Here is a 22,704-nt window from a genome sequence, read left to right on the forward strand (position 1 = left end):
GCCAAGTGCATTATGAAAACAGCAGGGCATAGCCCGATATCAGAACAGTAAGTGAGGATTACATTATGGGTATTTTTTCTCGTTTTGCCGACATCGTGAACGCCAACATTAATGCGTTGCTGGAAAAGGCTGAAGATCCGCAGAAACTGGTGCGGTTGATGATCCAGGAAATGGAAGACACGCTGGTTGAGGTACGTTCTAACTCAGCGCGTGCGCTGGCAGAAAAGAAACAATTATCTCGCCGTATCGAACAGGCCAGTGCCCAACAGGCAGAGTGGCAAGAAAAAGCAGAACTTGCGCTGCGTAAAGAGAAAGAAGATTTGGCGCGTTCTGCGTTAATTGAAAAGCAGAAACTGACCGATTTAATTGCCTCTCTGGAGCATGAGGTGACGCTGGTTGACGATACGCTGGCGCGTATGAAAAAAGAGATCGGTGAGCTGGAAAATAAACTCAGTGAAACCCGTGCTCGTCAGCAGGCGTTGATGCTGCGTCATCAGGCAGCGAGTTCTTCGCGTGATGTTCGTCGTCAACTGGACAGCGGTAAACTCGATGAAGCGATGGCGCGCTTTGAATCTTTCGAGCGTCGTATCGATCAGATGGAAGCCGAGGCTGAAAGCCATAACTTCGGTAAACAGAAGTCTCTGGATCAGCAATTTGCTGACCTGAAAGCAGATGATGAAATCAGCGAGCAGCTGGCGCAACTTAAAGCCAAAATGCAGCAAGACAAGCAATAATAACATCTGGCGGCGCCCGAACGCGCCGCCGCTCATCACCTGTAAGGAGTACTCATGAGCGCGCTATTTCTGGCCATCCCGTTAACCATCTTTGTGTTGTTCGTTTTACCGATTTGGCTCTGGCTGCACTACAGCAACCGTTCCAGTCGTGGCGAACTGTCGCAAAGTGAACAGCAACGTCTGGTCGAACTCAACGATGACGCACAGCGGATGCGCGAGCGCATTCAGGCGCTGGAAGACATCCTCGATGCTGAACATCCAAACTGGAGGGACCGCTAATGGGAGGCGTTAACCTGAACAAAAAACTGTGGCGTATTCCGCAGCAGGGCATGGTGAAGGGGGTTTGCGCTGGGATTGCGCATTATCTCGATGTGCCTGTGAAGCTGATACGGATCCTGGTGGTGTTGTCAGTCTTTTTTGGCCTGGCCTTTTTCACCTTCGTCGCTTACATCGTGCTGACCTTTGTGTTGGATCCGATGCCGGACAATGTGGTTTCCGGCGAGCAGCAGCCATCAAGCGGTGAGCTGTTGGATGCCGTCGATCGCGAGCTGGCGGCTAGTGAAAAGCGTTTACGTGAAATGGAGCGTTATGTGACGTCCGATACTTTTTCCTTACGTAGTCGCTTCCGTCAATTGTGAGGACAGAAATGAACAATCGCTGGCAACGTGCCGGGCAAAGGGTTAAGCCGGGCTTTAAAATAGCAGGTAAGCTGGTGCTTCTGACCGCGCTGCGCTACGGCCCGGCGGGTGTAGCAGGGTGGGCGGTGAAGTCCGTCGCCCGACGCCCGCTAAAAATGCTGCTGGCGTTGGTTCTGGAACCGGTGTTGAGTCGGGCTGCGGCAAAATTGTCGAAACGTTATTCAGGTAATCAACCCTGATATTTGAATCAGCAAAAGCAAGCAACAATTAATCAACATTCCCTCAGTTAATTTGCGGCAGCTCACAAATATAATTTTGGGGCTGTCAAAATTCTTTTGGGTCGTTACCACGGGTATTGAAGGTGAACTAAAAAATCTATTTCGCAGGGCATTAATACACAGGTTTTATATCAGGAAGTCGGTCAGCAATATTTGTGTTCCTATAGTGATATTCTGTAATCCTTTCTCACCTGCAATCAGATTAAATAATAAATTATAGCTTTGCTCACCTAATTGTTGGGTAGGAACATCAAATGCGGGTAGAAAAATCAACAGGCTAACTGCAGCACGGGTAACCTGAGGAACAATCGTCCGCGCCTGCAGACGGTGATAATGCGGTCGCAATATTTTCTTAAGAACTGGCGTATAGTGTAGAGGTAAATCCAACTATCAGTCAGGAAGATATTATGTTGAAAAAAGGTGTATTAGCGTTGGCTCTGGCCATCGGCATGCCGGTTTATGCTGCGGAACATTGGATCGATGTTCGCATTCCTGAACAGTATCAACAGCAGCATATTCAGGGGGCCGTCAATATTCCGTTAAAAGAGATGAAGGCACGTATTGCAGCTGAAGTTCCTGATAAGAACGACACTGTAAAGCTGTACTGCAACTCCGGGCGTCAATCGGGACAAGCGAAGGATATGTTGACTGAAATGGGCTATACGCAGGTGACGAATGAAGGTGGCATCAACCAGATCTCGCTTCCTAAAGTAGAGAATAAATAATCCGTACGCAGTTCTTCTGCTCCTGGCGGTAAGAATAATGCCGCCAGGAACTGCCCAGGTAGTTGATAAGTAAGAATTGACCCCTATCTTTACTTCCTGTTTGTTATAATTTCTTCGGTTCCTTCAGCAAAACGGGATGGCGATGAAGCGACTTAAAAATGAACTCAATTCGCTGGTTAATCGCGGCGTAGACCGGCATTTACGCCTGGCTGTTACCGGACTTAGCCGCAGCGGTAAGACGGCGTTTATCACCGCGATGGTAAATCAGTTACTCAATATTCATGCCGGTGCACGTCTGCCGTTGCTCAGCTGCGTGCGCGAAGAGCGTTTGCTCGGCGTGAAACGGGTTCCTCAACGCGATTTTGGCATTCCGCGCTTTACCTATGATGAGGGACTGGCTCAGCTGTACGGCTCTCCGCCGACCTGGCCGACCCCTACGCGCGGCGTGAGTGAAATATGTCTGGCGCTACGCTATAAATCCAATGACTCTTTACTGCGCCACTTTAAAGACACCTCCACGCTGTACCTGGAGATCGTCGATTATCCGGGGGAGTGGCTGCTCGATTTACCGATGCTTGCCCAGGATTATCTGAGCTGGTCGCGGCAAATGACCGGATTATTGCAGGGGCAGCGGGGCGAATGGTCGGCAAAATGGCGGCAGTTATGCCAGGGGCTGGATCCGTTGGCGCCTGCTGATGAAAACCGTCTGGCGGAAATTGCTGCCGCCTGGACGGAGTATCTGCATCAGTGTAAACAGCAGGGCCTACATTTTATTCAACCGGGCCGTTTTGTCCTGCCCGGGGATATGGCGGGCGCGCCTGCGCTGCAATTCTTCCCGTGGCCGGATGTCGATGCCTGGGGGGAATCAAAGATGGCGCAGGCTGACAAACACACCAACGCGGGCATGTTGCGCGAAAGATTCAATTATTACTGCGAAAAGGTCGTCAAAGGGTTTTATAAGAATCACTTCCTGCGCTTTGATCGCCAGATTGTGCTGGTCGATTGCCTGCAGCCGCTCAACAGCGGGCCACAGGCGTTCAACGACATGCGCCTGGCGCTTACTCAGTTGATGCAAAGCTTCCATTACGGGCAGCGTACGCTGTTTCGTCGGCTATTTTCTCCAGTGATCGACAAGCTGCTGTTTGCCGCCACCAAAGCCGACCACGTCACGGTGGATCAGCACGCCAATATGGTGTCGTTATTGCAGCAGCTGATCCAGGACGCATGGCAAAACGCTGCGTTCGAAGGTATCAGCATGGATTGTCTGGGGCTGGCATCGGTGCAGGCAACCACCAGCGGCTTGATCGATGTGAAAGGTGAAAAGATCCCGGCGTTGCGTGGTAATCGTCTGAGCGATGGCGAACCGCTGACAGTCTATCCGGGGGAAGTGCCCGCGCGTTTACCTGGGCAGGCATTTTGGGACAGCCAGGGCTTTCAGTTTGAGGCGTTTCGCCCGCAGGTTATGGATGTCGATAAACCCTTACCACATATCCGCCTCGATGCCGCGCTGGAGTTTTTAATAGGAGATAAATTGCGATGAGCGAGCCGTTAAAACCGCGTATCGATTTCTCAGGTCCGCTGGACGTGGAACAAAACACGGCGTTTAAAGCACAACAAATGTTCAACGAAACGGAGGCGCAGACTTTTTCTCCGGCGAAAGTGGATGAACCCCTGGAAGACGAAGGTCAGGCGGAGGCCGTCATTGATGCGGCCTTACGCCCCAAACGCAGTCTGTGGCGCAAGATGGTGATGGGGGGGCTGGCGCTGTTTGGCGTGAGCGTTGTTGCTCAGGGTGTGCAGTGGACCATGAACGCCTGGCAGACTCAGGACTGGGTCGCGCTGGGAGGATGTGCCGCAGGCGCATTGATTATCGGCGCAGGTGTCGGATCGGTGGCGACCGAGTGGCGCAGATTGTGGCGATTGCGTCAGCGCGCGCACGAACGTGATGAAGCGCGAGACTTGCTCCACAGCCATGGAACCGGAAAAGGTCGTGCATTTTGTGAAAAACTGGCGCAGCAGGCGGGTATCGATCAGTCGCATCCAGCATTGCAGCGTTGGTATGCCTCAATTCATGAAACGCAGAACGATCGCGAGGTGGTCAGTCTGTATGCCCATCTTGTGCAGCCGGTACTGGATGCGCAAGCCCGGCGTGAGATTAGCCGTTCTGCGGCAGAGTCCACGCTGATGATTGCCGTCAGCCCATTGGCGCTGGTGGATATGGCGTTTATCGCCTGGCGAAATCTACGGCTGATTAATCGCATTGCATCGCTGTATGGCATTGAACTTGGTTATTACAGCCGTCTGCGTCTGTTCCGCCTGGTGCTGCTGAATATCGCTTTTGCCGGGGCCAGTGAGCTGGTGCGGGAAGTAGGGATGGACTGGATGTCGCAGGATTTAGCCGCCCGCTTATCAACGCGTGCCGCACAGGGCATTGGCGCGGGGTTGTTAACGGCGCGTCTGGGCATTAAAGCTATGGAACTTTGCCGACCGCTGCCGTGGATCGATGATGATAAGCCACGACTGGGCGATTTTCGCCGTCAACTGATTGGCCAGGTGAAAGAGACCTTACAAAAAAACAAATCTCCGCGCGAAAGTTAGCTAAAAAACAGGCGCCGATCGTATAACTTTACGCCCCGGCGCCCAATTTTCCAGCGCGCTGTCAATATTTGTTGACAGAGTTCTTCCTGCGAACCAAATACTGTCTTATCATTTACTACATAATCCCTTGTCCTGATGAAGGTTCCTATGCGTTTGGAAGTCTTTTGTGAAGACCGTCTTGGTCTGACCCGCGAATTGCTCGATTTACTGGTGCTGAGAAGCATTGATTTACGCGGCATCGAAATTGACCCCATCGGGCGGATTTACCTTAATTTTGCGGAGCTGGAGTTCACCAACTTCAGCAGCCTGATGGCTGAAATTCGCCGTATTTCAGGGGTTACGGATGTGCGTACCGTGCCATGGATGCCTTCCGAACGTGAACATCTGGCACTAAGTGCGCTGCTTGAAGCGTTGCCAGAGCCGGTTCTTTCTCTTGATATGAAAAGCAAAGTTGAGATGGCGAACCCTGCGAGCTGTCAACTTTTTGCGCACACCCAGGAGCGGATGCGCAACCATACCGCAGCCCAGTTAATCAATGGGTTTAACTTCCAGCGCTGGCTGGAAAGCAATCCGCAGGATTCCCATAGCGAACATGTCGTGATTAACGGGCAGAATTTCCTGATGGAAATTACGCCCGTCCATTTGCAGGGCGAAAATCAGGAGCAGATGTTGACCGGCGCGGTGGTGATGTTGCGCTCCACCATCCGAATGGGACGTCAGCTGCAAAATATGACAACGCAGGATCTCAGTGCGTTTAGCCAGATTATTGCCGTCAGCACCAAAATGAAACACGTCGTAGAACAAGCGCGCAAGCTGGCGACGCTGAGCGCGCCGCTACTGATTACTGGTAATACCGGCACCGGCAAAGATCTCTTTGCTCATGCCTGCCATCTGGCAAGCCCGCGTGCGTCGAAACCGTATCTGGCGCTGAACTGTGCGTCAATCCCTGAAGATGCGGTTGAAAGCGAGCTGTTTGGCCATGCGCCGGAAGGTAAAAAAGGGTTCTTTGAGCAGGCGAATGGCGGTTCGGTTCTGTTAGATGAAATTGGCGAAATGTCGCCGCGTATGCAGACCAAATTGCTGCGTTTTCTCAATGACGGTACGTTCCGTCGCGTGGGAGAAGATCACGAAGTTCATGTTGATGTCCGTGTGATTTGCGCCACGCAAAAGAACCTTGTGGAGCTGGTGCAGAAAGGACTTTTCCGTGAAGACCTCTATTATCGTCTGAATGTACTGACGTTAAACCTGCCGCCGCTGCGCGATTGCCCACAAGATATTATGCCGCTCACCGAACTGTTCGTGGCGCGTTTTGCCGATGAGCAGGGCGTGCCGCGTCCGAAGCTGTCCGCCGATCTCAGCACGGTGTTAACCCGTTACGGTTGGCCGGGCAACGTGCGTCAGCTTAAAAATGCTATCTACCGGGCGCTGACCCAGCTTGAAGGCTATGAACTGCGGCCACAGGATATTTTGCTGCCGGATTATGATGCGGCAACGGTTGCGGTCGGAGAAGAGGTAATGGAAGGGTCGCTGGATGAAATTACCAGCCGCTTTGAACGCTCCGTGCTGACGCAGCTGTATATGAATTATCCCAGCACGCGCAAGCTGGCCAAGCGCCTCGGCGTTTCGCATACCGCGATTGCCAATAAATTGCGCGAGTACGGCCTGAGCCAACAGAAAAAAAGCGAAGAGTAATGCCGTAAATGAAAATGCCTCCATGTGGAGGCATTTTTGTATGCAAACGCAGCTTACGCTTTCAGTACGTCCAGCGCCGCTGTGTAGTCTGGTTCGTTGGTGATTTCATTGACCAGTTGGCTGAAGACGACGTTGTCATTTTCATCGATAACAACTACGGCACGTGCGGCCAGACCTTTCAGCGGGCCTTCAGCGATTTCAACACCGTAGTTTTTCAGGAATTCTGCGTTGCGCAGGGTGGACAGCGTGATAACGTTGCTCAGACCTTCCGCGCCGCAAAAACGAGAGTGGGCGAATGGCAGGTCGGCCGAAATACACAGTACGACGGTATTGTCGATTTCTGTCGCCAGTTGGTTAAACTTACGTACCGATGCCGCGCAAACGCCAGTATCGATGCTTGGGAAAATATTCAGCACTTTGCGCTTGCCTGCAAACTGGCCCAGCGTAACGTCAGACAGGTCTTTAGCCACAAGGGTAAAAGCCTGAGCTTTGCTTTCAGCTTGAGGAATGGAGCCGGCAACTGCAACCGGGTTGCCCTGGAAATGAACGGTTTGTGACATGGTTATCTTCCTGTTTACATATAGTTAACGTCGAGGCTAGTTTATGCCATCAACAGTTAACACGGCAAACGCTATTTGCGGATATCCGCTTCAGGGACTGCATTAAGGAAAACAAATGAGAACAGTTAAGGTATATGAGGAAGCCTGGCCGCTGCACACTCCCTTTGTCATCGCCCGTGGGAGCAGGACCGAAGCGCATGTGGTTGTCGTCGAATTGACAGAAAATGGCGTCACAGGTATTGGCGAGTGCACACCGTACCCGCGCTACGGTGAAAGCGATGCCTCTGTCCTGGCGCAAATTATGAGCATTGCGCCACAACTGGAAAACGGACTGACGCGTGAAGAGCTGCAAAAGCTGCTGCCAGCAGGGGCTGCGCGAAATGCCGTAGATTGTGCGTTGTGGGATCTGAGTGCGCGTCAACAGCAGACGTCGCTGGCGGAATTGGTGGGAAGTGAACTGGCGGAAGTGGTGACGACGGCGCAAACCGTGGTGATTGGCTCGCCGGAACAAATGGCCGCGAGCGCGGCTGCGCTGTGGGGAAATGGTGCGAGACTGCTGAAAGTTAAACTGGATGCTCGCTTGATTAGTGAGCGGATGGTTGCCATTCGTGCGGCTGTTCCTGACGCCACGATTATTGTCGACGCCAACGAATCCTGGCGGGCAGAAGGCCTTGCGGCACGCTGTCAGCTGTTGGCTGATCTAGGGGTGGCGATGCTGGAGCAGCCGCTGCCGGCTCAGGATGATGCCGCGCTGGAGAATTTTGTGCATCCGCTGCCCATCTGCGCAGATGAAAGTTGCCACACTCGCAGTAGCCTGAAAGCGCTGCACGGACGCTATGAAATGGTCAATATCAAACTGGACAAAACAGGCGGTCTGACGGAAGCACTGGCGCTGGCAACGGAAGCCCGCGAGCAGGGATTTGCGCTGATGCTGGGCTGCATGCTGTGTACCTCCCGGGCGATCGGTGCGGCGTTGCCGCTTACGCCGCAGGTTAACTTTGCCGATCTTGATGGCCCGACCTGGCTGGCCAGCGATGCGGAGCCAGCCCTGCATTTTACGACCGGGCAGCTCCATCTCTAGGGTGCCAGCGCAGCAGATTGGACATGGCCAGCAGGTATTTTTCGCTCGCTTCATCCGATGAAATGGGCGGAAATTCGGCGGTTATGCAGTGTAAATTCAGATCTGCGCACCACCTCCCAAAAGAGCCGGGCGTTTCATAACCTACGCTGGTGACCAGAGGCAATTCAAACGACTGTGCCAGCCACGAACCCAGCTCGCTGCTTCTGGGATCTTCAATACAGGCCAGTGGATCGTGGAAAGAGACTACCCAGGCGGGATGAATTCGGTGAATAAGCTGACACAACGCCTGGGTTTCTGGTTCCGAACCCGGACTTTCGCCGGTCAACAACACCACATCACGCTCTTCTGCACTACTGTTCCAGCGATACACCGTTTCGCCCGCTCTCCAGTTTGCGGCGGGAAAATTACGGTTCAGATCGACGCCGTTCGCATTTGCGCGCAGCCCAAGCTGGCAACCGTCAGGGTTTACGGCCAGCACCACATGGTGGCGACGCAGGGAAGGGTTAAGCGTACGCAATGCGCAGGAAAGGGTAACGACCGAGGAGTTTTCGTCGCCGTGCGTTCCCGCCAGTATCAGGCCGCTTTCACGATCGGCTGCCAGTGCAGGAAACCAGATTAGCGGTGCGCCTAACAAGGAGCGTCCGTAATGTTCGGTTCCAGGTGGGAATGCGCCGCGCTCGGCACGGGGACGGGTAACGGTCATAGTCATCTCTGAATGCTTGGATTGTTACTCGCAGTGTTGTGCAAAATGTATGGATAATCAAATCGTTTTCACACACTTAACTTTTCAGGTGTAATATCACTTTCTTGTCGGAAGTTAATTGCATTTCCTGCTGGCGATACAAATAATTACACATTCACTTAGTAGCCGGAATTGAGGGTACCTTATGCAGCATTCTGTTTCAGTAACCTGTTGTGCGTTGTTGGTTAGCAGCATTTCTTTATCCTGGGCTGCTGATGTTCCCAGCGGAACGGTACTGGCAGAGAAACAAGAACTGGTGCGTCATATAAAAGACGAACCGGCGTCGCTTGATCCGGCAAAAGCCGTTGGGCTGCCTGAAATACAGGTGATTCGTGATCTATTTGAAGGGCTGGTCAACCAGAATGAGAAGGGTGAGATCGTGCCTGGCGTCGCTACCCAGTGGAAGAGTAACGATAACCGCATCTGGACGTTTACGCTGCGCGACAATGCGCGATGGGCGGATGGTACGCCAGTAACGGCGCAGGATTTTGTCTATAGCTGGCAGCGTCTGGTTGATCCAAAAACGCTGTCGCCGTTTGCCTGGTTTGCTGCGCTGGCGGGTATTAATAATGCTCAGGCTATTATCGATGGCAAAGCCACACCCGATAAACTTGGCGTTAGTGCTGTCGATGCACGGACCTTGAAAGTTCAACTGGATAAACCGCTGCCCTGGTTTGCCAATCTGACGGCGAGTTTTGCATTCTATCCGGTACAAAAAGCCAACGTTGAGAGCGGCAAAGAGTGGACCAAACCAGGCAATCTGATTGGTAACGGCGCCTATGTGCTCAAAGATCGCGTCGTAAACGAAAAACTGGAAGTGGTGCCGAACACGCATTATTGGGACAACGCCAAAACAGTGCTGCAAAAAGTCACCTTCCTGCCGATCAACCAGGAATCAGCTGCGACCAAGCGCTATCTTGCTGGTGATATTGATATTACCGAGTCCTTCCCGAAAAATATGTACCAGAAACTGTTGAAGGATATCCCGGGTCAGGTTTACACCCCGCCGCAGCTTGGTACTTATTATTATGCCTTCAATACCCAGAAGGGACCGACTGCCGACTCACGCGTGCGCCTGGCGCTCAGCATGACTATCGATCGTCGTCTGATGGCGGAGAAAGTTTTGGGTACCGGTGAGAAACCAGCATGGCATTTTACGCCGGATGTAACGGCAGGATTTGTGCCGGAACCTTCACCGTTTGAGCAAATGAGTCAGGAAGAGCTGAACGCGCAGGCGAAAACGCTGCTGCGCGCGGCGGGCTATGGCCCGCAGAAACCGCTTAAACTGACGCTGCTGTACAACACCTCAGAAAATCATCAGAAGATTGCTATCGCAGTGGCTTCTATGTGGAAGAAGAACCTCGGTGTTGACGTAAAACTGCAGAACCAGGAATGGAAAACGTATATCGACAGCCGTAATACCGGTAATTTTGATGTGATCCGCGCCTCATGGGTGGGTGACTACAATGAGCCTTCTACGTTCTTGTCGCTATTAACATCGACTCATACGGGCAATATCTCCCGCTTTAATGATCCGGCGTACGACAAAGTGTTGACCCAGGCAACTCTGGAGAATACAGAGAAAGCGCGCAATGCCGATTATAACGCCGCGGAGAAAATTCTGATGGAACAGGCACCTATTGCGCCGATTTATCAGTATACCAACGGGCGTTTAATTAAACCGTGGCTGAAAGGGTATCCGATTACTAACCCTGAAGATGTGGCCTATAGCCGCACAATGTATATCGTTAAGCACTAACAGAGATAATGGCTGGTGTGATTTTGCATCAGCCATTTTATGTTTCCGGCGGCTGATGCTCCCGGCAAATCAGCAATGAATCTTCTTCACTCAATCTCTCTTTCGTCAGATTACAAAATCCCTGACCATCAATTTTTTGGTGGAACCGACAGCTATGGCAAAGACCAAAGCCAGGCACATTGTTGGTCCTCTGGATCCCGCGTAACAGTTCTAACAGCAGCTCTCTGAGCACGATCGCCCGTTCACCCATTGCCGATTCACCCTCCACTAAAAACGTGGGGGGCAGCAGGGCTTCCAGTAAGGTATTGGCCGACTCACTTAAGTGTAGATGGACGCTACGTTTATCACGGTCATCCGGCTTGCGAACAATCAACCCTTTGTTTTCCAAAAGCTTCAGCGATTGTGACACGGTACCTTTGGTGAGACCAAGGTAGTCTGTCACGCCAAGCGGCGTATTGGAATAACGGTTGCAACGGGCCAGATACATTAACGCGCTAAGTTGTACTGGCTGGAGATCCGCCAGTAAAGGGTGCTGGCGAAACCACATCCTTGTCAGGCTGGACAGCCGGTCAAGTACGTCGAAAAGTGACATGTTGGGCATAACAAATCCTCCTCGGCATATAGTATCGATTAAAAACTATATTGACAAAGGATAAAAGCAGCGTAGCATAAATTATAGTATCGAATCGATACTATAATTTAAAGGAGATGTATCATGACTAAAGCTCGTTTCTATCATGCAGGTTGCCCGGTTTGTGTTTCCGCAGAACAGACACTTCTGCAGCATTTGTCTGCAGATGTTGAAATCGATGTGGTTCATCTGGGAGAGCAACCTGATCGGGTTGCTGAGGCTGAAGTGGCTGGCGTGAAATCTGTTCCGGCGCTGGTGATTGACGGCAATGTGCTGCATATTAATTTCGGCGCTCCCATTGAAGCGTTGAAATAGCTGGAAAGTTCGGGAAGTTGCGTTGGCGATTTCCCGAATATACAAGACGTTGGGGAAGATAGCGTGATGAAAACGACCGAAGAGTATCACCCGATAGATTGCGATCTTCATGATTATCTGGAAATCGCCTGCATGTACCACTATTGGTTGCACATTGAACTAACAGATGGCACATGTTTTGATGCTAAAGCGCTGACGACGTGTACCACAGTGGAAAAAGAAGAATTTCTGGTAGTGGAGCAATCTGAAAATCAGCAAAAAATCCGTCTGGATTATCTGTCAGCGATCACCGCGCTGACGCCAGGAGCGACGTTTAGCACAGTAAATTTTCAGCGAGCCTACCGCGGTTAGACGGTATAAATTCGAATGTCATGTGCCTGGAACGCTGTGGCGTACTCTTTGCTGATGTTGTCCTCTACAACAATCACATCGATATTGCTGCTTTCGGTCACGACATATCGGGCGACGGCTGGGATTTTTTCAGCCGTTAGCGCGACGATGGTTTCATTACATTGTTTTATCACCGCTTTTTTGAACTCACAATCCGCATAATCAAATCCCGTTAAGCCGGATTCAGGCGACATCGCGCAGCCGCCAATAAATCCCTGATCGAATAAAATGTCCTGCACTTGTGCGATGGCGGAAGCTCCCACGCACCCACCTGAAGATCTCTGCACCACGCCACCCAGCATAATGACTTCAAACAGCGGTTTTTTTAGCAAAACGGCGGCAATCTCCGGCGAATTTGTCACCACGGTTAACGCCAGTTCGGCGGGCAGAGCTTCTGCCATTGCGAGATTGGTGCTACCCGTGTCGATAAAAATACAGCTTCCAGATTTGACCAGCCTGGCACATCTCTGCGCGATGTTGCTCTTTTTGGCTACATTAATACTCTTGCGCACGTCGATGTCTTCGGATTCAGGGAGTGTAATGACCGCGCCACCATAAACTTTTTTACACACGCCATCTTTGCTCAATTCATGCAAATCACGACGAATTGTGTGTTCAGAAACGCCTAATCGGTTAGCGAGTTCAGAACAAATGACCCTGCCGTTTTCTTGCAGGATCTGAAAGATAAGCGCCTGACGCTGTTCCGGGAATGCGGCGTAATCGAGCATAGATACTCCAGGTGAAATAAACATCGAGCAATAGAGTGCATGATCGTGCATTATGATTAACGATGTCAACATCCCTTACAGGGGGCCGTACTATTCTGGATACAATGGGAAGAGGTTCGCTATGAAGATTGCGCATATGGCGTTATGGACACAGGATCTCGAGCAGCAAGCTCGCTTCTGGGTATCGTTTTTTGACGGCAAGATCAACGAGAAATACCGCAGTAAAACCAATCCTGGGTTTGAATCTTATTTTGTCAAAATTGGCGAGGAAATTGCGATTGAGTTAATGACCAAACCGGGTCTTATCGGGCAGCAACCTGACAATAATCGTTGCGGATGGGTACACCTCGCCATTTCTGTTGGCGGCAATGAAAATGTTGATGCCATTGCAATGCAAGCGCAGGAACAGGGGATATTAGTCTCAGGTCCGCGTACTACTGGCGATGGTTATTACGAAGCGGTGATAAAAGATCCTGACGGCAATTTAATCGAGATTGTGGCGTAAGTCTTCAATCAGCTACCTGCAAATAAAGAGTACCTGCTACTGATTATTGATGAGCACAGCTCATAAGTTTGTCCTTCTTTTCCTCTCTAATCACCGACACGTCGAGTCTCTATAATTTTACTGTTTTCAGCCCCCGGTGGTGCAATGTTGCCACCGTTTTGGAGAGTCGAATATGCAATACCAACTGGATGCCAGACAACAGGCAGTCATCCCCATTGCGGCATTCACTGCCACAGGACAGATGGAAAAGTTGGACGTCGCGCTCAACGCCGGACTGGATGCGGGACTCACGCTCAGTGAAGTAAAAGAGATCCTGCTACAGCTCTACGCATACTGCGGTTTCCCTCGCAGCCTGAACGGTCTGTCCTGCTTTATGTCGGTGGTGAAAAGTCGAAGCGAGAAAGGGCTTTCAGACGACGAAGGTAGAACGGCCACGCCGCCACCTGCAGACTGGAACAGTGTTCAGGCTGGGAGCCTAACTCAGACACAACTGGTTGGACAGCCTGTAAGCGGTCCGCTGTTTGACTTTGCTCCCGCTATTGATGTCTGGCTTAAAACGCATCTGTTTGGCGATATTTTTCAGCGAGATGTACTCGACTGGCAGGACCGTGAATGGGCGACCGTTTCGGCGCTGGCCGTTCTGGGCGGCGTTAACAGCCAGCTGAAAAGCCATTTTGCGATATGCCTTAACATCGGGATCCTCCCTGAGCAACTCAGTGAGTTTATTACGATACTCGAACAGCACTGTGGAGCCGGGATTGGGGAAAATGCCCGTACGGTTCTTGATGAATGTCTGGCATGAACACCGCGGACATTATCCATACTGGAGTGACTATGAACGAACAATTTGATGGTAACAGCGTCTTTCCGCGTGGAGAGAAAAATGAAGCGTATGCGAAGTATTTCACTGGCGACAGCTATCTGACCATGCTCTCCATGGAAGGCGTGGTAATTGGCAATGTCGCATTTGAACCGGGTTGTCGTAACTTCTGGCATGTTCATCATGAGGGCGGACAGATATTGCTGGTGACCGGTGGCAGAGGTTGGTATCAGGAGTGGAATAAACCGGCACGTGAGCTGAAAACCGGCGATGTCGTGCACATTCCGGCGGGAATGAAACACTGGCACGGCGCCGCGCGTGATAGTTGGTTTGCCCATATCGCCGTGGAAATCCCGGCCCCTGGCGCGTCGAACGAATGGCTGGAACCGGTTAGCGACGCTGAGTACACCCTGCTGCCCTGAACTATGCTGGTTCTGGTAACACCCAATCCCTGAGGAGATCTCAATGGTCATGAATGTGAAGGGTTATGCTGCTCTGGCGGTGAAAGAAGATTTAGTCCCCCATAATTTTGTTCGTCGCGATCCGCGTGAAGATGATGTGGTTATCGATATTTTATACAGCGGTGTATGCCACTCGGATATTCACAACGCCTACAACGATTGGGGCGGTGCTAAATATCCGATGGTACCAGGGCATGAGATCATTGGCCGCGTGGTGCATGTTGGTAAGTCGGTAACAAAATTCAAAGTGGGCGATCTCGCAGGGGTCGGCTGCATGGTTGATTCGTGCCAACACTGTAGCGCCTGCGAGCAGGGGCTAGAGCAGTATTGCGAAGAAGGTAACACGCTAACGTATAACGATATCGACCGTCATGACGGTCTGCCTACTTTCGGCGGCTATTCTGACAAAATTGTCGTTACCGAAAAGTTTGTGGTGAAGGTCCCTGAAGGGATCGATTTACGCGGTGCGGCGCCGCTGCTTTGCGCCGGGATCACAACATGGTCGCCTCTGCGCCACTGGCAGGTAGGCGAGGGCAGTAAAGTCGCGGTTGTCGGTCTGGGTGGACTCGGGCATATGGCAATAAAACTTGCAAATGCGCTGGGAGCGGAAGTTACGCTGTTTACACGTTCACCGGGCAAAGAAGCTGATGCCAGACGTTTGGGTGCCAGTCACGTTGTGCTTTCCACTGACAGTGAACAGATGAAAGCGACAGCGAATCAGTTTGATCTGATTATCGATACTGTGCCCTACGTTCATGACCTGAACCCTTATATCCCAACCCTGGCGCTAAGCGGTACGCTGGTGTTGGTTGGTTATCTTGGTGCGTTGGATCCTTTGCTGAATACGGTTCCCCTGATCCTTGGGCGTAGGTCTGTGGCGGGTTCAGTTATCGGCGGTATTGCCGAAACGCAGGAGATGATGGATTTTTGCGGTCAGCATGGTATTACCGCCGATGTCGAGGTGATCGATATTCAGGATATTAATCGTGCCTGGCAGCGGATGTTGAAAAGCGATGTGAAATACCGCTTTGTAATTGATATTGCCTCATTGAAATAAGTACAAAAAAGACGCGGATTTCCGCGTCTTTTCTTTTGTTAGTGTGTCGATGGCGATGTTTCAGGATTATCCATATACAGCGTCTGGCTGGGGAATGCAAAGTCGGCACCGTTTGCCTGGACTATCGTGATAATCTTTAAATAAACGTCTTGCTGTACCGCGAGCCATTCCTTCCAGACGGTGGTTTTCGTGAAGCAATACACCATGATATTCAACGATGAATCGGCAAATTCATTAAAATAGACCAACAGAGTTTGTTTCTGGTCTATTCCTGGATGGTTTTGCAGCATTTCTCTAACCGACTCGACAACGGCACCGACTTTATCGGCATCCTCATATCGTAACCCGATCACCGTTTTAATTCGCCGGTTGGTCATGCGCCCTGGGTTTTCTACGCTGATGGAGGAGAAAATCGAGTTTGGCACATACAGTGGACGATGGTCGAAGGTGTTTATTTTAGTCATTCGCCAGCCAATTTCTGCTACCGTGCCTTCAATATTGCGGTCCGGGGAGCGGATCCAATCGCCTATGCTAAACGGTCTGTCGAAATAGAGCATAATGCCTGAGAAAAAGTTGCTCAGAATATCTTTCCCCGCCATACCCACTGCGATACCGCCAATACCGCCAAAGGTTAACAGGCCGGATAAGCTCATACCGAAGTGTTCGCCATACAGTAAAATGATGGCAACCACGATGGTAATCTTGATGATACGCGACAGGATCCTCGCGCTGGTGATATCTCTGCCTTTATTAATCTGCGTCTTTTCAAACTGATTAATCACCAGAAAAAGTTTGATGGTCAGGATCAACGCAATCAACGAGGTGCAGATAAAGTCGACCACGCTGGGGGAGATAAATTTCAGGCTGTAACTTTCGATAACGTTATTAGCAATGCTGCCAAACGTCCCAATGATAATGGCATAGACAAAAAATTGTGCGGCATGAAATATGAATCCTTTGCAGCGACGCTCTCCACGATGATACCAGACGCTCATCAGGACCAGCGCGGCACAGCAGCTAAGAATTACCGTCAAATTAAACGCATTATTCATAAACAGTTCAGCGATCATGATTCTTCCTGGCAACTCCGTGTTAGCTAAATATCATCTGACATCCTAATCCCCAGATATTTTACCCAGTTAAGGAGGTCAGATCATTAATCAAAAGGAGAGATAAATAATGCAATCAGCGCTATTTTCAGCGAAATAACGCTGACGTCAACCCTGTATGCGGTTTATGTAGCAGACAGTCAGTTGATGTCATGGTATTGTTAGCGCAAAGTAACAAGGTTTTTCATTTGCAAAAGGACAGTACTATGATCATGGCTAAGCTGAAAACAGCGAAGGGACGGAAGTTTCTGTTGTGCCTGCTTGGAGTGTTTATTATCGCAGCGTCGGTCGTGACGCGAGCGACGATCGGTGGCGTTATTGAACAGTATGACATTCCGCTATCCGACTGGACCGCTTCAATGTACGCCATTCAATCTGCAATGATTTGTGTCTACAGCATGGTGTTTACGATTCTGTTGGCTATCCCGCTTGGTATCTATTTCCTCGGCGGTGAGGAGCAACACTAGGCGTTTAAAATGCCGGATGATATCGCCATCCGGCATTTCATTGTGTGGTTAATCGTCTTCTTCGTCGTCCAGTTCAACTGGTGTCTGATATTCATCCGGCTTGATGACCAGCAGGTCACAGCGTAGATGATCGATAACCTGTTCCGCGGTATTACCAAGAAACGCAGCAGAAATACCGGTACGTCCGACGGTCCCCAATACCACAATACCCGCCTGCAAGTGCTCGGCTAAATCAGGAATGACCTCTTCAGGTAAGCCTTTTTCAACGTGCGTCACTTTCTCATCAATACTGAATTTCTGGCGTAGCGCCTTCATGGCCAGCAGGTGCTGTCCACGAATTGCGTCGTTATAAACGCTGGGATCAAATTCAGGCAGTTCAATCGCGATGTTGATTGGTGTGACAGGGTAGGCGCCTACCAGATGTACTTCGGTATGGTTAACCTGTTCTGCAAGCTGTAGCGTCTCCTTGACCAGTTTTTCATTGAGCGCGTTGTGATAAGCCTCTTCACTGGCGAGGTTTACGGCAACCAGTGCTTTACCCCCTTCAGGCCATGGCTGGTCTTTCACCATCCATACCGGACTTGGACATTTACGCAATAAATGCCAGTCGGTTGGCGTAAATATTACGGCTTCGAGGCGGTCGTGTTGGTGCGCCATCTTGAGGACCAGATCATGCCTGGCACTGATGACTTCCTGGATGATGGCTTCAAAGGGTCGGTTATGCCAGACCACTTTAATCTCCAAAGGGATCCCTGCTTCGATGTAGTATTTCGCTTGTTCACGTATCCATGCAGTTCGCTGGCTGATGACCCCCTGACGCATTGCCGTACGCTCATCAGGCGACAGCAGGGTAGTCATCTCATAGGAAAAGTCATAGATCGGCAAAAAGGCTTTAATTTTGCCACCAATCCGTTGATGCAAATAAACAGCTCGCCGTAATGCTGGTTGATCGTCCTGGTTAGGGTCGATGACGACCAGCATATTTTTATACATAGCCATACAGGGTCTCCTTACGACTGAAGGAATCTAACCACAACAATAACTTACATTCAGTATACACAGATTCTAAAGCGTCACTACACAAATTTGTGTTTTTTGCCTAATCCTATGTATTTCAATAAGTTATTAGAAATTAGATAATCCTATTGATTTCATAAAATTTAATGTCTAGTATCAGCCGCAACAGATACATATGACGTGTTTCTACTCCCTTCCTCACGATGAGAATAACTTAACCTGCTACTTGGCAAGGTGTGATCTCATTACCAGATTATCCTCCTTGTAGACCCTTAACCCTAAACAGTACGCCGATCCTATATGGACTATGGCACAGGGTTTGAAAAATGACTGAACCTGTATCATTAAAACAATTTAACTGTACTGTCCCTGCTGATGATGTTAATGCCATTAAGAAATACTGTTATGTAAATGGGATCACACTTTCGGGTATGACTCGTTTTCTTCTTAGCCATGTACTCAGTGGAGAGATCTCTCTAGATCTCGACATGATCCGTCGTGCTGATTATGAGTACAGATCTAAAGGGAGTCGCTTCTGATATGAAAAAGAATATTATTTGCTACTTCAACTGCTGCCTCTCCATCACCACGAGTAGCGGCTTGGAACGTTTCAAGTACAGCACGATGAAATTGAGCAGATACCCATTCAGCATAAGCATAGGCCAATCGCTCTTCCAACCAAGTACCAATCTGACGATTAGATGCAACTAAGTCGATCCTCAGATTTGAGGATCGGTTTAATTCTTCAGGTAATTCAATGGTTTGAGCATTGCGCAGGAATTGATTTGGTCCCAGACGAGAGGACATAGACCCATTAGCTCGCTGAACATCAGCAAGATTCCAACAATCAACACTGTCTAAAAGGATAGTGGAGAATGTTAAATCTAATCCTAAAACGAATGTCATAGGATTATGCCGTGAGAGCTGGAAGTTGGTGATTGGATAAATTCTTGATAGTTTCAGATTAACAACGTCTCTCTGAATCGCATCAGGTTAAGTTTTATGAAGGTAGGTAAGGTGATTGCCTACCTTTTCTTTTGGACGCTTCCTAGAGGCTCTCAGGCTTGATATGACAAAGGGGCTTAATTGCCCCTTTTTTATGTCACACGTTAAACCAGATAAATTTAACAATAGCTATCAAAGTGACACACAACCAACCAAAACCTACATAGACTAATGCAGTTACCCAAAAATCATATGAACTGTTTTTACTTTTAACAGAAGCATTGATTACATCCTCATTCTGAGAAATAACCAAGCCAATAATAATGACAATCCATCCTGTGATTATCCAGTGATCTAAACCGAGCGCTACAATTTCAGCCATTTTGTTTATCTTTGATTAAACGAGTGAGTATACAATTTGGTAACTAACAGTTACATTGAGAAATCATTTTAAATTACCACTGATACAAAATCGAATTAATAAAATTCATAAAGAAATACTGTTTCAGAATGACATAGGTCAACATTCACTACATGAATACGTGCTGCGAAAGTATCCATATGAAATATGTGTGTATCAGTGGCGTCATGAGAGCCTCTGTAATCAATTTAAATCTATTCCTAACACCTTTCCTTCACTTTTTTTAAAGTCTCTCATAATTCGTTTTAGGTGCATTAAATTACATTCTTAAATCTGAGGAATACAACATACGTTCCTCAATAATCAATCCCAACTTTTCTCATTTCTGGAGGTATTATATATGTAGTAAAGAAAATACTACAGAATACATACTTTTTACTACTTATTTACTACAGATGTCCCAACGAAAATGGGTTTTTTACTATATATATAATAGGTAAATAATTAATATTGATCTTTCTATCACTTCTAATCCAATAAATGGAGATAAATTAATGAATAAATCATTCAACTAGTTAAATTTTTAGACAATAATTCATTAATTATCTAATCAAATATGGTATTAAAATTCAGGGTTTTGTCAGTCCTGAATATCGAGATAAGAAAATATTTGAAGCAATCACGAGAACCAGAAAACAAATAAATAATACAATAGCATAAATAATTTCAAGGGATAGGCTTTCTTAGTGTATCTCTTATCACAAAAGGGGATTGAATATAAATGAGTCTAACAAAAATTAAAGAAGTTAACGAGGCGCTAGAGCGTATCCGTGAAAAGATTACACTTGTTAATGATCAACTATTGGACAATGAAACTGGAAATCCTATTGAAACCACTACAAATAAAGAATGTTATACTCACTTTATTTTTGAAGGATTACGCTTTTCTTATCACCGTGTAGTGTTTTATCTGCATTCAGGTTTATGGCCTGAAATTGTAGATCATATTGATCGCAATCGTTATAACAACCATCCATCAAATTTACGTGCTGCTACGAAAGCAGAAAACAATCGTAATAAGAGCAAGCAAGAAAATGCTACCTCAGTGTATAAAGGGGTTAGCTATCATAAAGGTTCAGGGAAATGGCAAGCATCCATTACATTTAATGGAATGAGAAAACATCTGGGTTATTTTACTAAGCCTGAAGAAGCTGCTAGAGCATATGATATTTACGCTGTTATCTGTTTCCGTGAATTTGCAGTAATCAACAATCATGCAGAAACAGCAAGGATTTTAGATTCAGCTAAAGAGCGAATGATTGAACAGCGTAAACTTGAAAAGGCGTTAAGTCCAGATGAGTAAGGAAATTAAGCCAGTAAATAAAAAAGAATTAAAAGAAATTAAGAACATTATTGATCGTGCTTACTGGCAGTTCAGAGCTTCATCACCGGAGTTAGCAAATCTACCTATTGAGATAGGGAAGGATAAAGTAACTAACTATCTAATAAAGATTGCAATAATGGAGGGTGAAATTAATGAGTAAAACTCTAGACTTCAATCACAACTTAATTAAATTAGCTCCTAATGAAATCACTTATTGTATGGAGCAATCATTAGCTGAGATACGTTACAAAGGGGTAAGATTAATCAATGATAGTATGACGTATGATCAGTGGTATCAATTAGGAGCTTCTATTACAGAGAGCTATGATAGATGGGAATACATTGTTCATAAGGATGGTAAGTTATACGCTGAAATGTGTTTTCATATCGTTGATGATTTCCACTGTGGTAGATGCTTAAACTTACTTCATTGTTTCACACATCCAGAACATACAGGCTTACTAGCTAATGGATTTAATGAATCGCCACGGATAATCTAGACACTTCCGAGCCGTTGATAATACTGGTTTTCATATTCTGTCGGTGACATCTGATTGCTCGAACCATGCCGACGCTTACTGTTATAAAACATTTCGATGTAATCAAAAATATCGCTGCGGGCTTCTTCCCGCGTTCCGTAGATCTTTTTCTTTATCCGTTCGCGTTTCAGCAACTGGAAAAAGCTTTCTGCAACCGCATTATCGTGACAGTTACCGCGACGGCTCATGCTCCCCTCCAGGCCGTGTGATTTCAGGAACGACTGCCACTCATGGCTTGTGTACTGACTGCCCTGGTCCGAATGAACCAGCACCTGTTTTTGGGGATTACGCCGCCATACAGCCATCAGCAGTGCGTTCAGGACAATGTCCTTTGTCATCCGGGATTGCATTGACCAGCCGATAATTTTGCGTGAGAACAGATCAACAACCACAGCAAGATACAGCCAGCCTTCGTGGGTCCTGATGTAGGTTATGTCCGTTACCCAACGCTTATCCGGAGCATCCGGATTGAACTGTCGCTGGAGCCTGTTGGGCGATACGATACTGGCCTCGCCTTTGCGTGCCCGCGGGCTCCGGTACCCGACCTGAGCCTTTATCCCGGCACGATTCATCAGTCGCCAGACTCTGTTCACTCCGCACTGTTGACCGCTATCCCGCAAGTCCAGATGGATCTTGCGATAACCATAAACGCAACCGGACTCCAGCCAGAACTGTTTGATCTGTCCCGTCAGTCTCAGATCTACCTGGTGGCGCTGAGAATACGGTTGTTTAAACCAGGCGTAAAAGCCACTGGGATGAACATCCAGCACCCTGCAGAGCAGACGAACAGGCCAGCAACGGGAGTTGTCACGAATAAAGGCGTACCTCAGTCGGACAGCTTTGCGAAGTACGCCGCGGCTTTTTTTAATATGTCCCGTTCGTCAGTAACCCGCTTCAACTCCTTCTGGAGTCGGCGGATCTCGGCCTGAGCATCTGACTGTTCTTTATTAGTGGATGAGTCCGGACCGTACTTCTTTATCCAGGCGTAAAGGCTGTGGGTGGTGATATCGAGACGTGTTGCAACGCTGGAAACAGAATGACCGCGATCAATAACCTGTTTGACTGCTTCAATTTTAAACTCTTCGGGATAACGTTTACCGCTCATGGGCACCTCTCTTTAAGTCATCTTAAATGACTCCGAGGTGTCTGTTAAACCCGTGGCGATTCA

General features: G+C 48.7%; 29 protein-coding genes and 1 pseudogene. 20 read left to right on the top strand and 10 right to left on the bottom strand.

Features of this window, described 5'->3' with window-relative positions; genetic code table 11:
• Positions 1-65: 65 nt before the first annotated feature.
• From pspA to pspD, 4 genes are read left to right on the top strand one after another with little or no spacing between them, the layout of a single operon-like run.
• Positions 66-734: a phage shock protein PspA gene (pspA, locus tag OGX89_RS07035; protein ID WP_003020532.1), complete on the top strand. Its 669-nt coding sequence runs from the start codon at positions 66-68 to the stop codon at positions 732-734.
• 54 nt (positions 735-788) lie between these two features.
• Positions 789-1,013, top strand: coding sequence for an envelope stress response membrane protein PspB (gene pspB, locus OGX89_RS07040; RefSeq protein ID WP_003020509.1), 225 nt, complete (start codon positions 789-791; stop codon positions 1,011-1,013).
• Positions 1,013-1,372: an envelope stress response membrane protein PspC gene (gene pspC / locus OGX89_RS07045; RefSeq protein WP_126957491.1), complete on the top strand. Its 360-nt coding sequence runs from the start codon at positions 1,013-1,015 to the stop codon at positions 1,370-1,372. Before pspB ends, pspC begins: the two co-directional genes overlap by 1 nt.
• A gap of 8 nt (positions 1,373-1,380) precedes the next feature.
• Positions 1,381-1,611, top strand: coding sequence for a phage shock protein PspD (gene pspD / locus OGX89_RS07050; protein ID WP_003833267.1), 231 nt, complete (start codon positions 1,381-1,383; stop codon positions 1,609-1,611).
• Positions 1,612-1,776: 165 nt separating this feature from the next.
• Here the strand turns inward: pspD and OGX89_RS07055 are convergent.
• A pseudogene (locus OGX89_RS07055) lies at positions 1,777-1,902 on the bottom strand (LacI family DNA-binding transcriptional regulator); the annotation flags it as partial.
• A 155-nt stretch (positions 1,903-2,057) separates the two neighbouring features.
• On the opposite strand from OGX89_RS07055, the gene pspE reads away from it, so the two are divergent.
• The 4 genes from pspE to tyrR all read left to right on the top strand — a co-directional run bounded on the left by pspE (position 2,058) and on the right by tyrR (position 6,665).
• Entirely contained in the window at positions 2,058-2,375 is a 318-nt protein-coding gene (pspE, locus tag OGX89_RS07060) for a thiosulfate sulfurtransferase PspE (protein WP_003833265.1), read from the top strand.
• Positions 2,376-2,517: 142 nt separating this feature from the next.
• A complete protein-coding gene (locus OGX89_RS07065; RefSeq protein WP_126957489.1) occupies positions 2,518-3,915 on the top strand; it encodes a YcjX family GTP-binding protein in 1,398 nt (465 codons plus the stop codon).
• Positions 3,912-4,973 carry a YcjF family protein gene (locus OGX89_RS07070; protein ID WP_032943592.1) on the top strand — a complete coding sequence of 354 codons (1,062 nt, stop codon included), beginning with the start codon at positions 3,912-3,914 and terminating at the stop codon, positions 4,971-4,973. The genes OGX89_RS07065 and OGX89_RS07070 overlap by 4 nt, the downstream gene beginning before the upstream one ends.
• A gap of 147 nt (positions 4,974-5,120) precedes the next feature.
• A complete protein-coding gene (gene tyrR, locus OGX89_RS07075) occupies positions 5,121-6,665 on the top strand; it encodes a transcriptional regulator TyrR (RefSeq protein WP_003833259.1) in 1,545 nt (514 codons plus the stop codon).
• Positions 6,666-6,718: 53 nt separating this feature from the next.
• Here the strand turns inward: tyrR and tpx are convergent, their stop codons facing one another.
• Positions 6,719-7,225, bottom strand: a complete 507-nt coding sequence (tpx, locus tag OGX89_RS07080; protein WP_286560148.1) for a thiol peroxidase — start codon at positions 7,223-7,225, stop codon at positions 6,719-6,721.
• Between the two features lie 115 nt (positions 7,226-7,340).
• Here tpx and ycjG point away from each other — a divergent pair, with 115 nt between their 5' ends.
• Positions 7,341-8,306, top strand: coding sequence for an L-Ala-D/L-Glu epimerase (gene ycjG / locus OGX89_RS07085; protein WP_126317911.1), 966 nt, complete (start codon positions 7,341-7,343; stop codon positions 8,304-8,306).
• On the opposite strand, the gene mpaA is transcribed toward ycjG, so the two are convergent.
• A complete protein-coding gene (gene mpaA, locus OGX89_RS07090) occupies positions 8,281-9,009 on the bottom strand; it encodes a murein tripeptide amidase MpaA (protein ID WP_126957560.1) in 729 nt (242 codons plus the stop codon). The genes ycjG and mpaA overlap by 26 nt on opposite strands.
• Positions 9,010-9,193: 184 nt before the next feature.
• On the opposite strand from mpaA, the gene mppA reads away from it, so the two are divergent.
• Positions 9,194-10,807 carry a murein tripeptide ABC transporter substrate-binding protein MppA gene (gene mppA / locus OGX89_RS07095; protein WP_003833254.1) on the top strand — a complete coding sequence of 538 codons (1,614 nt, stop codon included), beginning with the start codon at positions 9,194-9,196 and terminating at the stop codon, positions 10,805-10,807.
• A gap of 37 nt (positions 10,808-10,844) precedes the next feature.
• Here the strand turns inward: mppA and OGX89_RS07100 are convergent, their stop codons facing one another.
• Positions 10,845-11,408, bottom strand: coding sequence for a MarR family winged helix-turn-helix transcriptional regulator (locus OGX89_RS07100; protein WP_126957487.1), 564 nt, complete (start codon positions 11,406-11,408; stop codon positions 10,845-10,847).
• A gap of 114 nt (positions 11,409-11,522) precedes the next feature.
• Between OGX89_RS07100 and OGX89_RS07105 the strand changes: the two genes are divergently transcribed.
• Both OGX89_RS07105 and OGX89_RS07110 read left to right on the top strand, forming a co-directional pair.
• The gene (locus OGX89_RS07105) at positions 11,523-11,753 is read left to right on the top strand and encodes a glutaredoxin family protein (protein WP_008784905.1); all 231 of its coding nucleotides are present in this window, start codon (positions 11,523-11,525) and stop codon (positions 11,751-11,753) included.
• 66 nt (positions 11,754-11,819) lie between these two features.
• Entirely contained in the window at positions 11,820-12,104 is a 285-nt protein-coding gene (locus OGX89_RS07110; RefSeq protein ID WP_003833248.1) for a Rho-binding antiterminator, read from the top strand.
• Here OGX89_RS07110 and OGX89_RS07115 read toward each other — a convergent pair.
• Positions 12,101-12,871, bottom strand: a complete 771-nt coding sequence (locus OGX89_RS07115) for a DeoR/GlpR family DNA-binding transcription regulator (RefSeq protein ID WP_008784903.1) — start codon at positions 12,869-12,871, stop codon at positions 12,101-12,103. The two genes, OGX89_RS07110 and OGX89_RS07115, sit on opposite strands and share 4 nt — an antisense overlap.
• A 121-nt stretch (positions 12,872-12,992) precedes the next feature.
• On the opposite strand from OGX89_RS07115, the gene OGX89_RS07120 reads away from it, so the two are divergent.
• The 4 genes from OGX89_RS07120 to OGX89_RS07135 all read left to right on the top strand — a co-directional run bounded on the left by OGX89_RS07120 (position 12,993) and on the right by OGX89_RS07135 (position 15,714).
• Positions 12,993-13,376 (top strand): VOC family protein, encoded by a 384-nt coding sequence (locus OGX89_RS07120; protein WP_008784902.1) that lies wholly within the window; start codon positions 12,993-12,995, stop codon positions 13,374-13,376.
• Positions 13,377-13,548: 172 nt separating this feature from the next.
• On the top strand, positions 13,549-14,178 hold the full coding sequence (locus OGX89_RS07125; protein ID WP_003833239.1) for a carboxymuconolactone decarboxylase family protein: 630 nt from the start codon (positions 13,549-13,551) through the stop codon (positions 14,176-14,178).
• A 32-nt stretch (positions 14,179-14,210) separates the two neighbouring features.
• Positions 14,211-14,618 (top strand): cupin domain-containing protein, encoded by a 408-nt coding sequence (locus tag OGX89_RS07130; protein WP_126957485.1) that lies wholly within the window; start codon positions 14,211-14,213, stop codon positions 14,616-14,618.
• Between the two features lie 43 nt (positions 14,619-14,661).
• Positions 14,662-15,714, top strand: coding sequence for an NAD(P)-dependent alcohol dehydrogenase (locus OGX89_RS07135; RefSeq protein WP_126957483.1), 1,053 nt, complete (start codon positions 14,662-14,664; stop codon positions 15,712-15,714).
• A 38-nt stretch (positions 15,715-15,752) separates the two neighbouring features.
• On the opposite strand, the gene OGX89_RS07140 is transcribed toward OGX89_RS07135, so the two are convergent.
• Positions 15,753-16,784 (bottom strand): mechanosensitive ion channel family protein, encoded by a 1,032-nt coding sequence (locus OGX89_RS07140; protein WP_003833232.1) that lies wholly within the window; start codon positions 16,782-16,784, stop codon positions 15,753-15,755.
• A 245-nt stretch (positions 16,785-17,029) separates the two neighbouring features.
• On the opposite strand from OGX89_RS07140, the gene OGX89_RS07145 reads away from it, so the two are divergent.
• Complete coding sequence (locus tag OGX89_RS07145) at positions 17,030-17,290, top strand: DUF2534 family protein (RefSeq protein WP_003020403.1); 261 nt, start codon at positions 17,030-17,032, stop codon at positions 17,288-17,290.
• Between the two features lie 48 nt (positions 17,291-17,338).
• On the opposite strand, the gene uspE is transcribed toward OGX89_RS07145, so the two are convergent.
• The 3 genes from uspE to OGX89_RS07160 form a co-directional block, all read right to left on the bottom strand.
• Entirely contained in the window at positions 17,339-18,289 is a 951-nt protein-coding gene (gene uspE / locus OGX89_RS07150) for a universal stress protein UspE (RefSeq protein ID WP_003833229.1), read from the bottom strand.
• A 537-nt stretch (positions 18,290-18,826) separates the two neighbouring features.
• On the bottom strand, positions 18,827-19,213 hold the full coding sequence (locus OGX89_RS07155; protein WP_126957481.1) for a KilA-N domain-containing protein: 387 nt from the start codon (positions 19,211-19,213) through the stop codon (positions 18,827-18,829).
• A gap of 196 nt (positions 19,214-19,409) precedes the next feature.
• A complete protein-coding gene (locus OGX89_RS07160) occupies positions 19,410-19,634 on the bottom strand; it encodes a hypothetical protein (protein WP_126957479.1) in 225 nt (74 codons plus the stop codon).
• A 760-nt stretch (positions 19,635-20,394) separates the two neighbouring features.
• Here OGX89_RS07160 and OGX89_RS07165 point away from each other — a divergent pair.
• From OGX89_RS07165 to OGX89_RS07175, 3 genes are read left to right on the top strand one after another with little or no spacing between them, the layout of a single operon-like run.
• Entirely contained in the window at positions 20,395-20,976 is a 582-nt protein-coding gene (locus OGX89_RS07165) for an HNH endonuclease (RefSeq protein WP_126957477.1), read from the top strand.
• Complete coding sequence (locus OGX89_RS07170) at positions 20,969-21,157, top strand: hypothetical protein (RefSeq protein WP_126957475.1); 189 nt, start codon at positions 20,969-20,971, stop codon at positions 21,155-21,157. The genes OGX89_RS07165 and OGX89_RS07170 overlap by 8 nt, the downstream gene beginning before the upstream one ends.
• Positions 21,150-21,497: a GNAT family protein gene (locus OGX89_RS07175; protein WP_126957473.1), complete on the top strand. Its 348-nt coding sequence runs from the start codon at positions 21,150-21,152 to the stop codon at positions 21,495-21,497. Before OGX89_RS07170 ends, OGX89_RS07175 begins: the two co-directional genes overlap by 8 nt.
• On the opposite strand, the gene OGX89_RS07180 is transcribed toward OGX89_RS07175, so the two are convergent.
• Positions 21,494-22,641 (bottom strand): IS3 family transposase gene (locus OGX89_RS07180; protein ID WP_155959297.1). Its coding sequence is split into 2 segments (ribosomal slippage): positions 21,494-22,404 and positions 22,404-22,641, totalling 1,149 coding nucleotides; the frame shifts between segments, so codons are not numbered across the junction. The two genes, OGX89_RS07175 and OGX89_RS07180, sit on opposite strands and share 4 nt — an antisense overlap.
• Positions 22,642-22,704: the final 63 nt, after the last annotated feature.

The organism is Citrobacter sp. Cpo103 (assembly GCF_030332605.1).
GTDB classification, from domain to species: Bacteria; Pseudomonadota; Gammaproteobacteria; order Enterobacterales; family Enterobacteriaceae; genus Citrobacter; species Citrobacter portucalensis.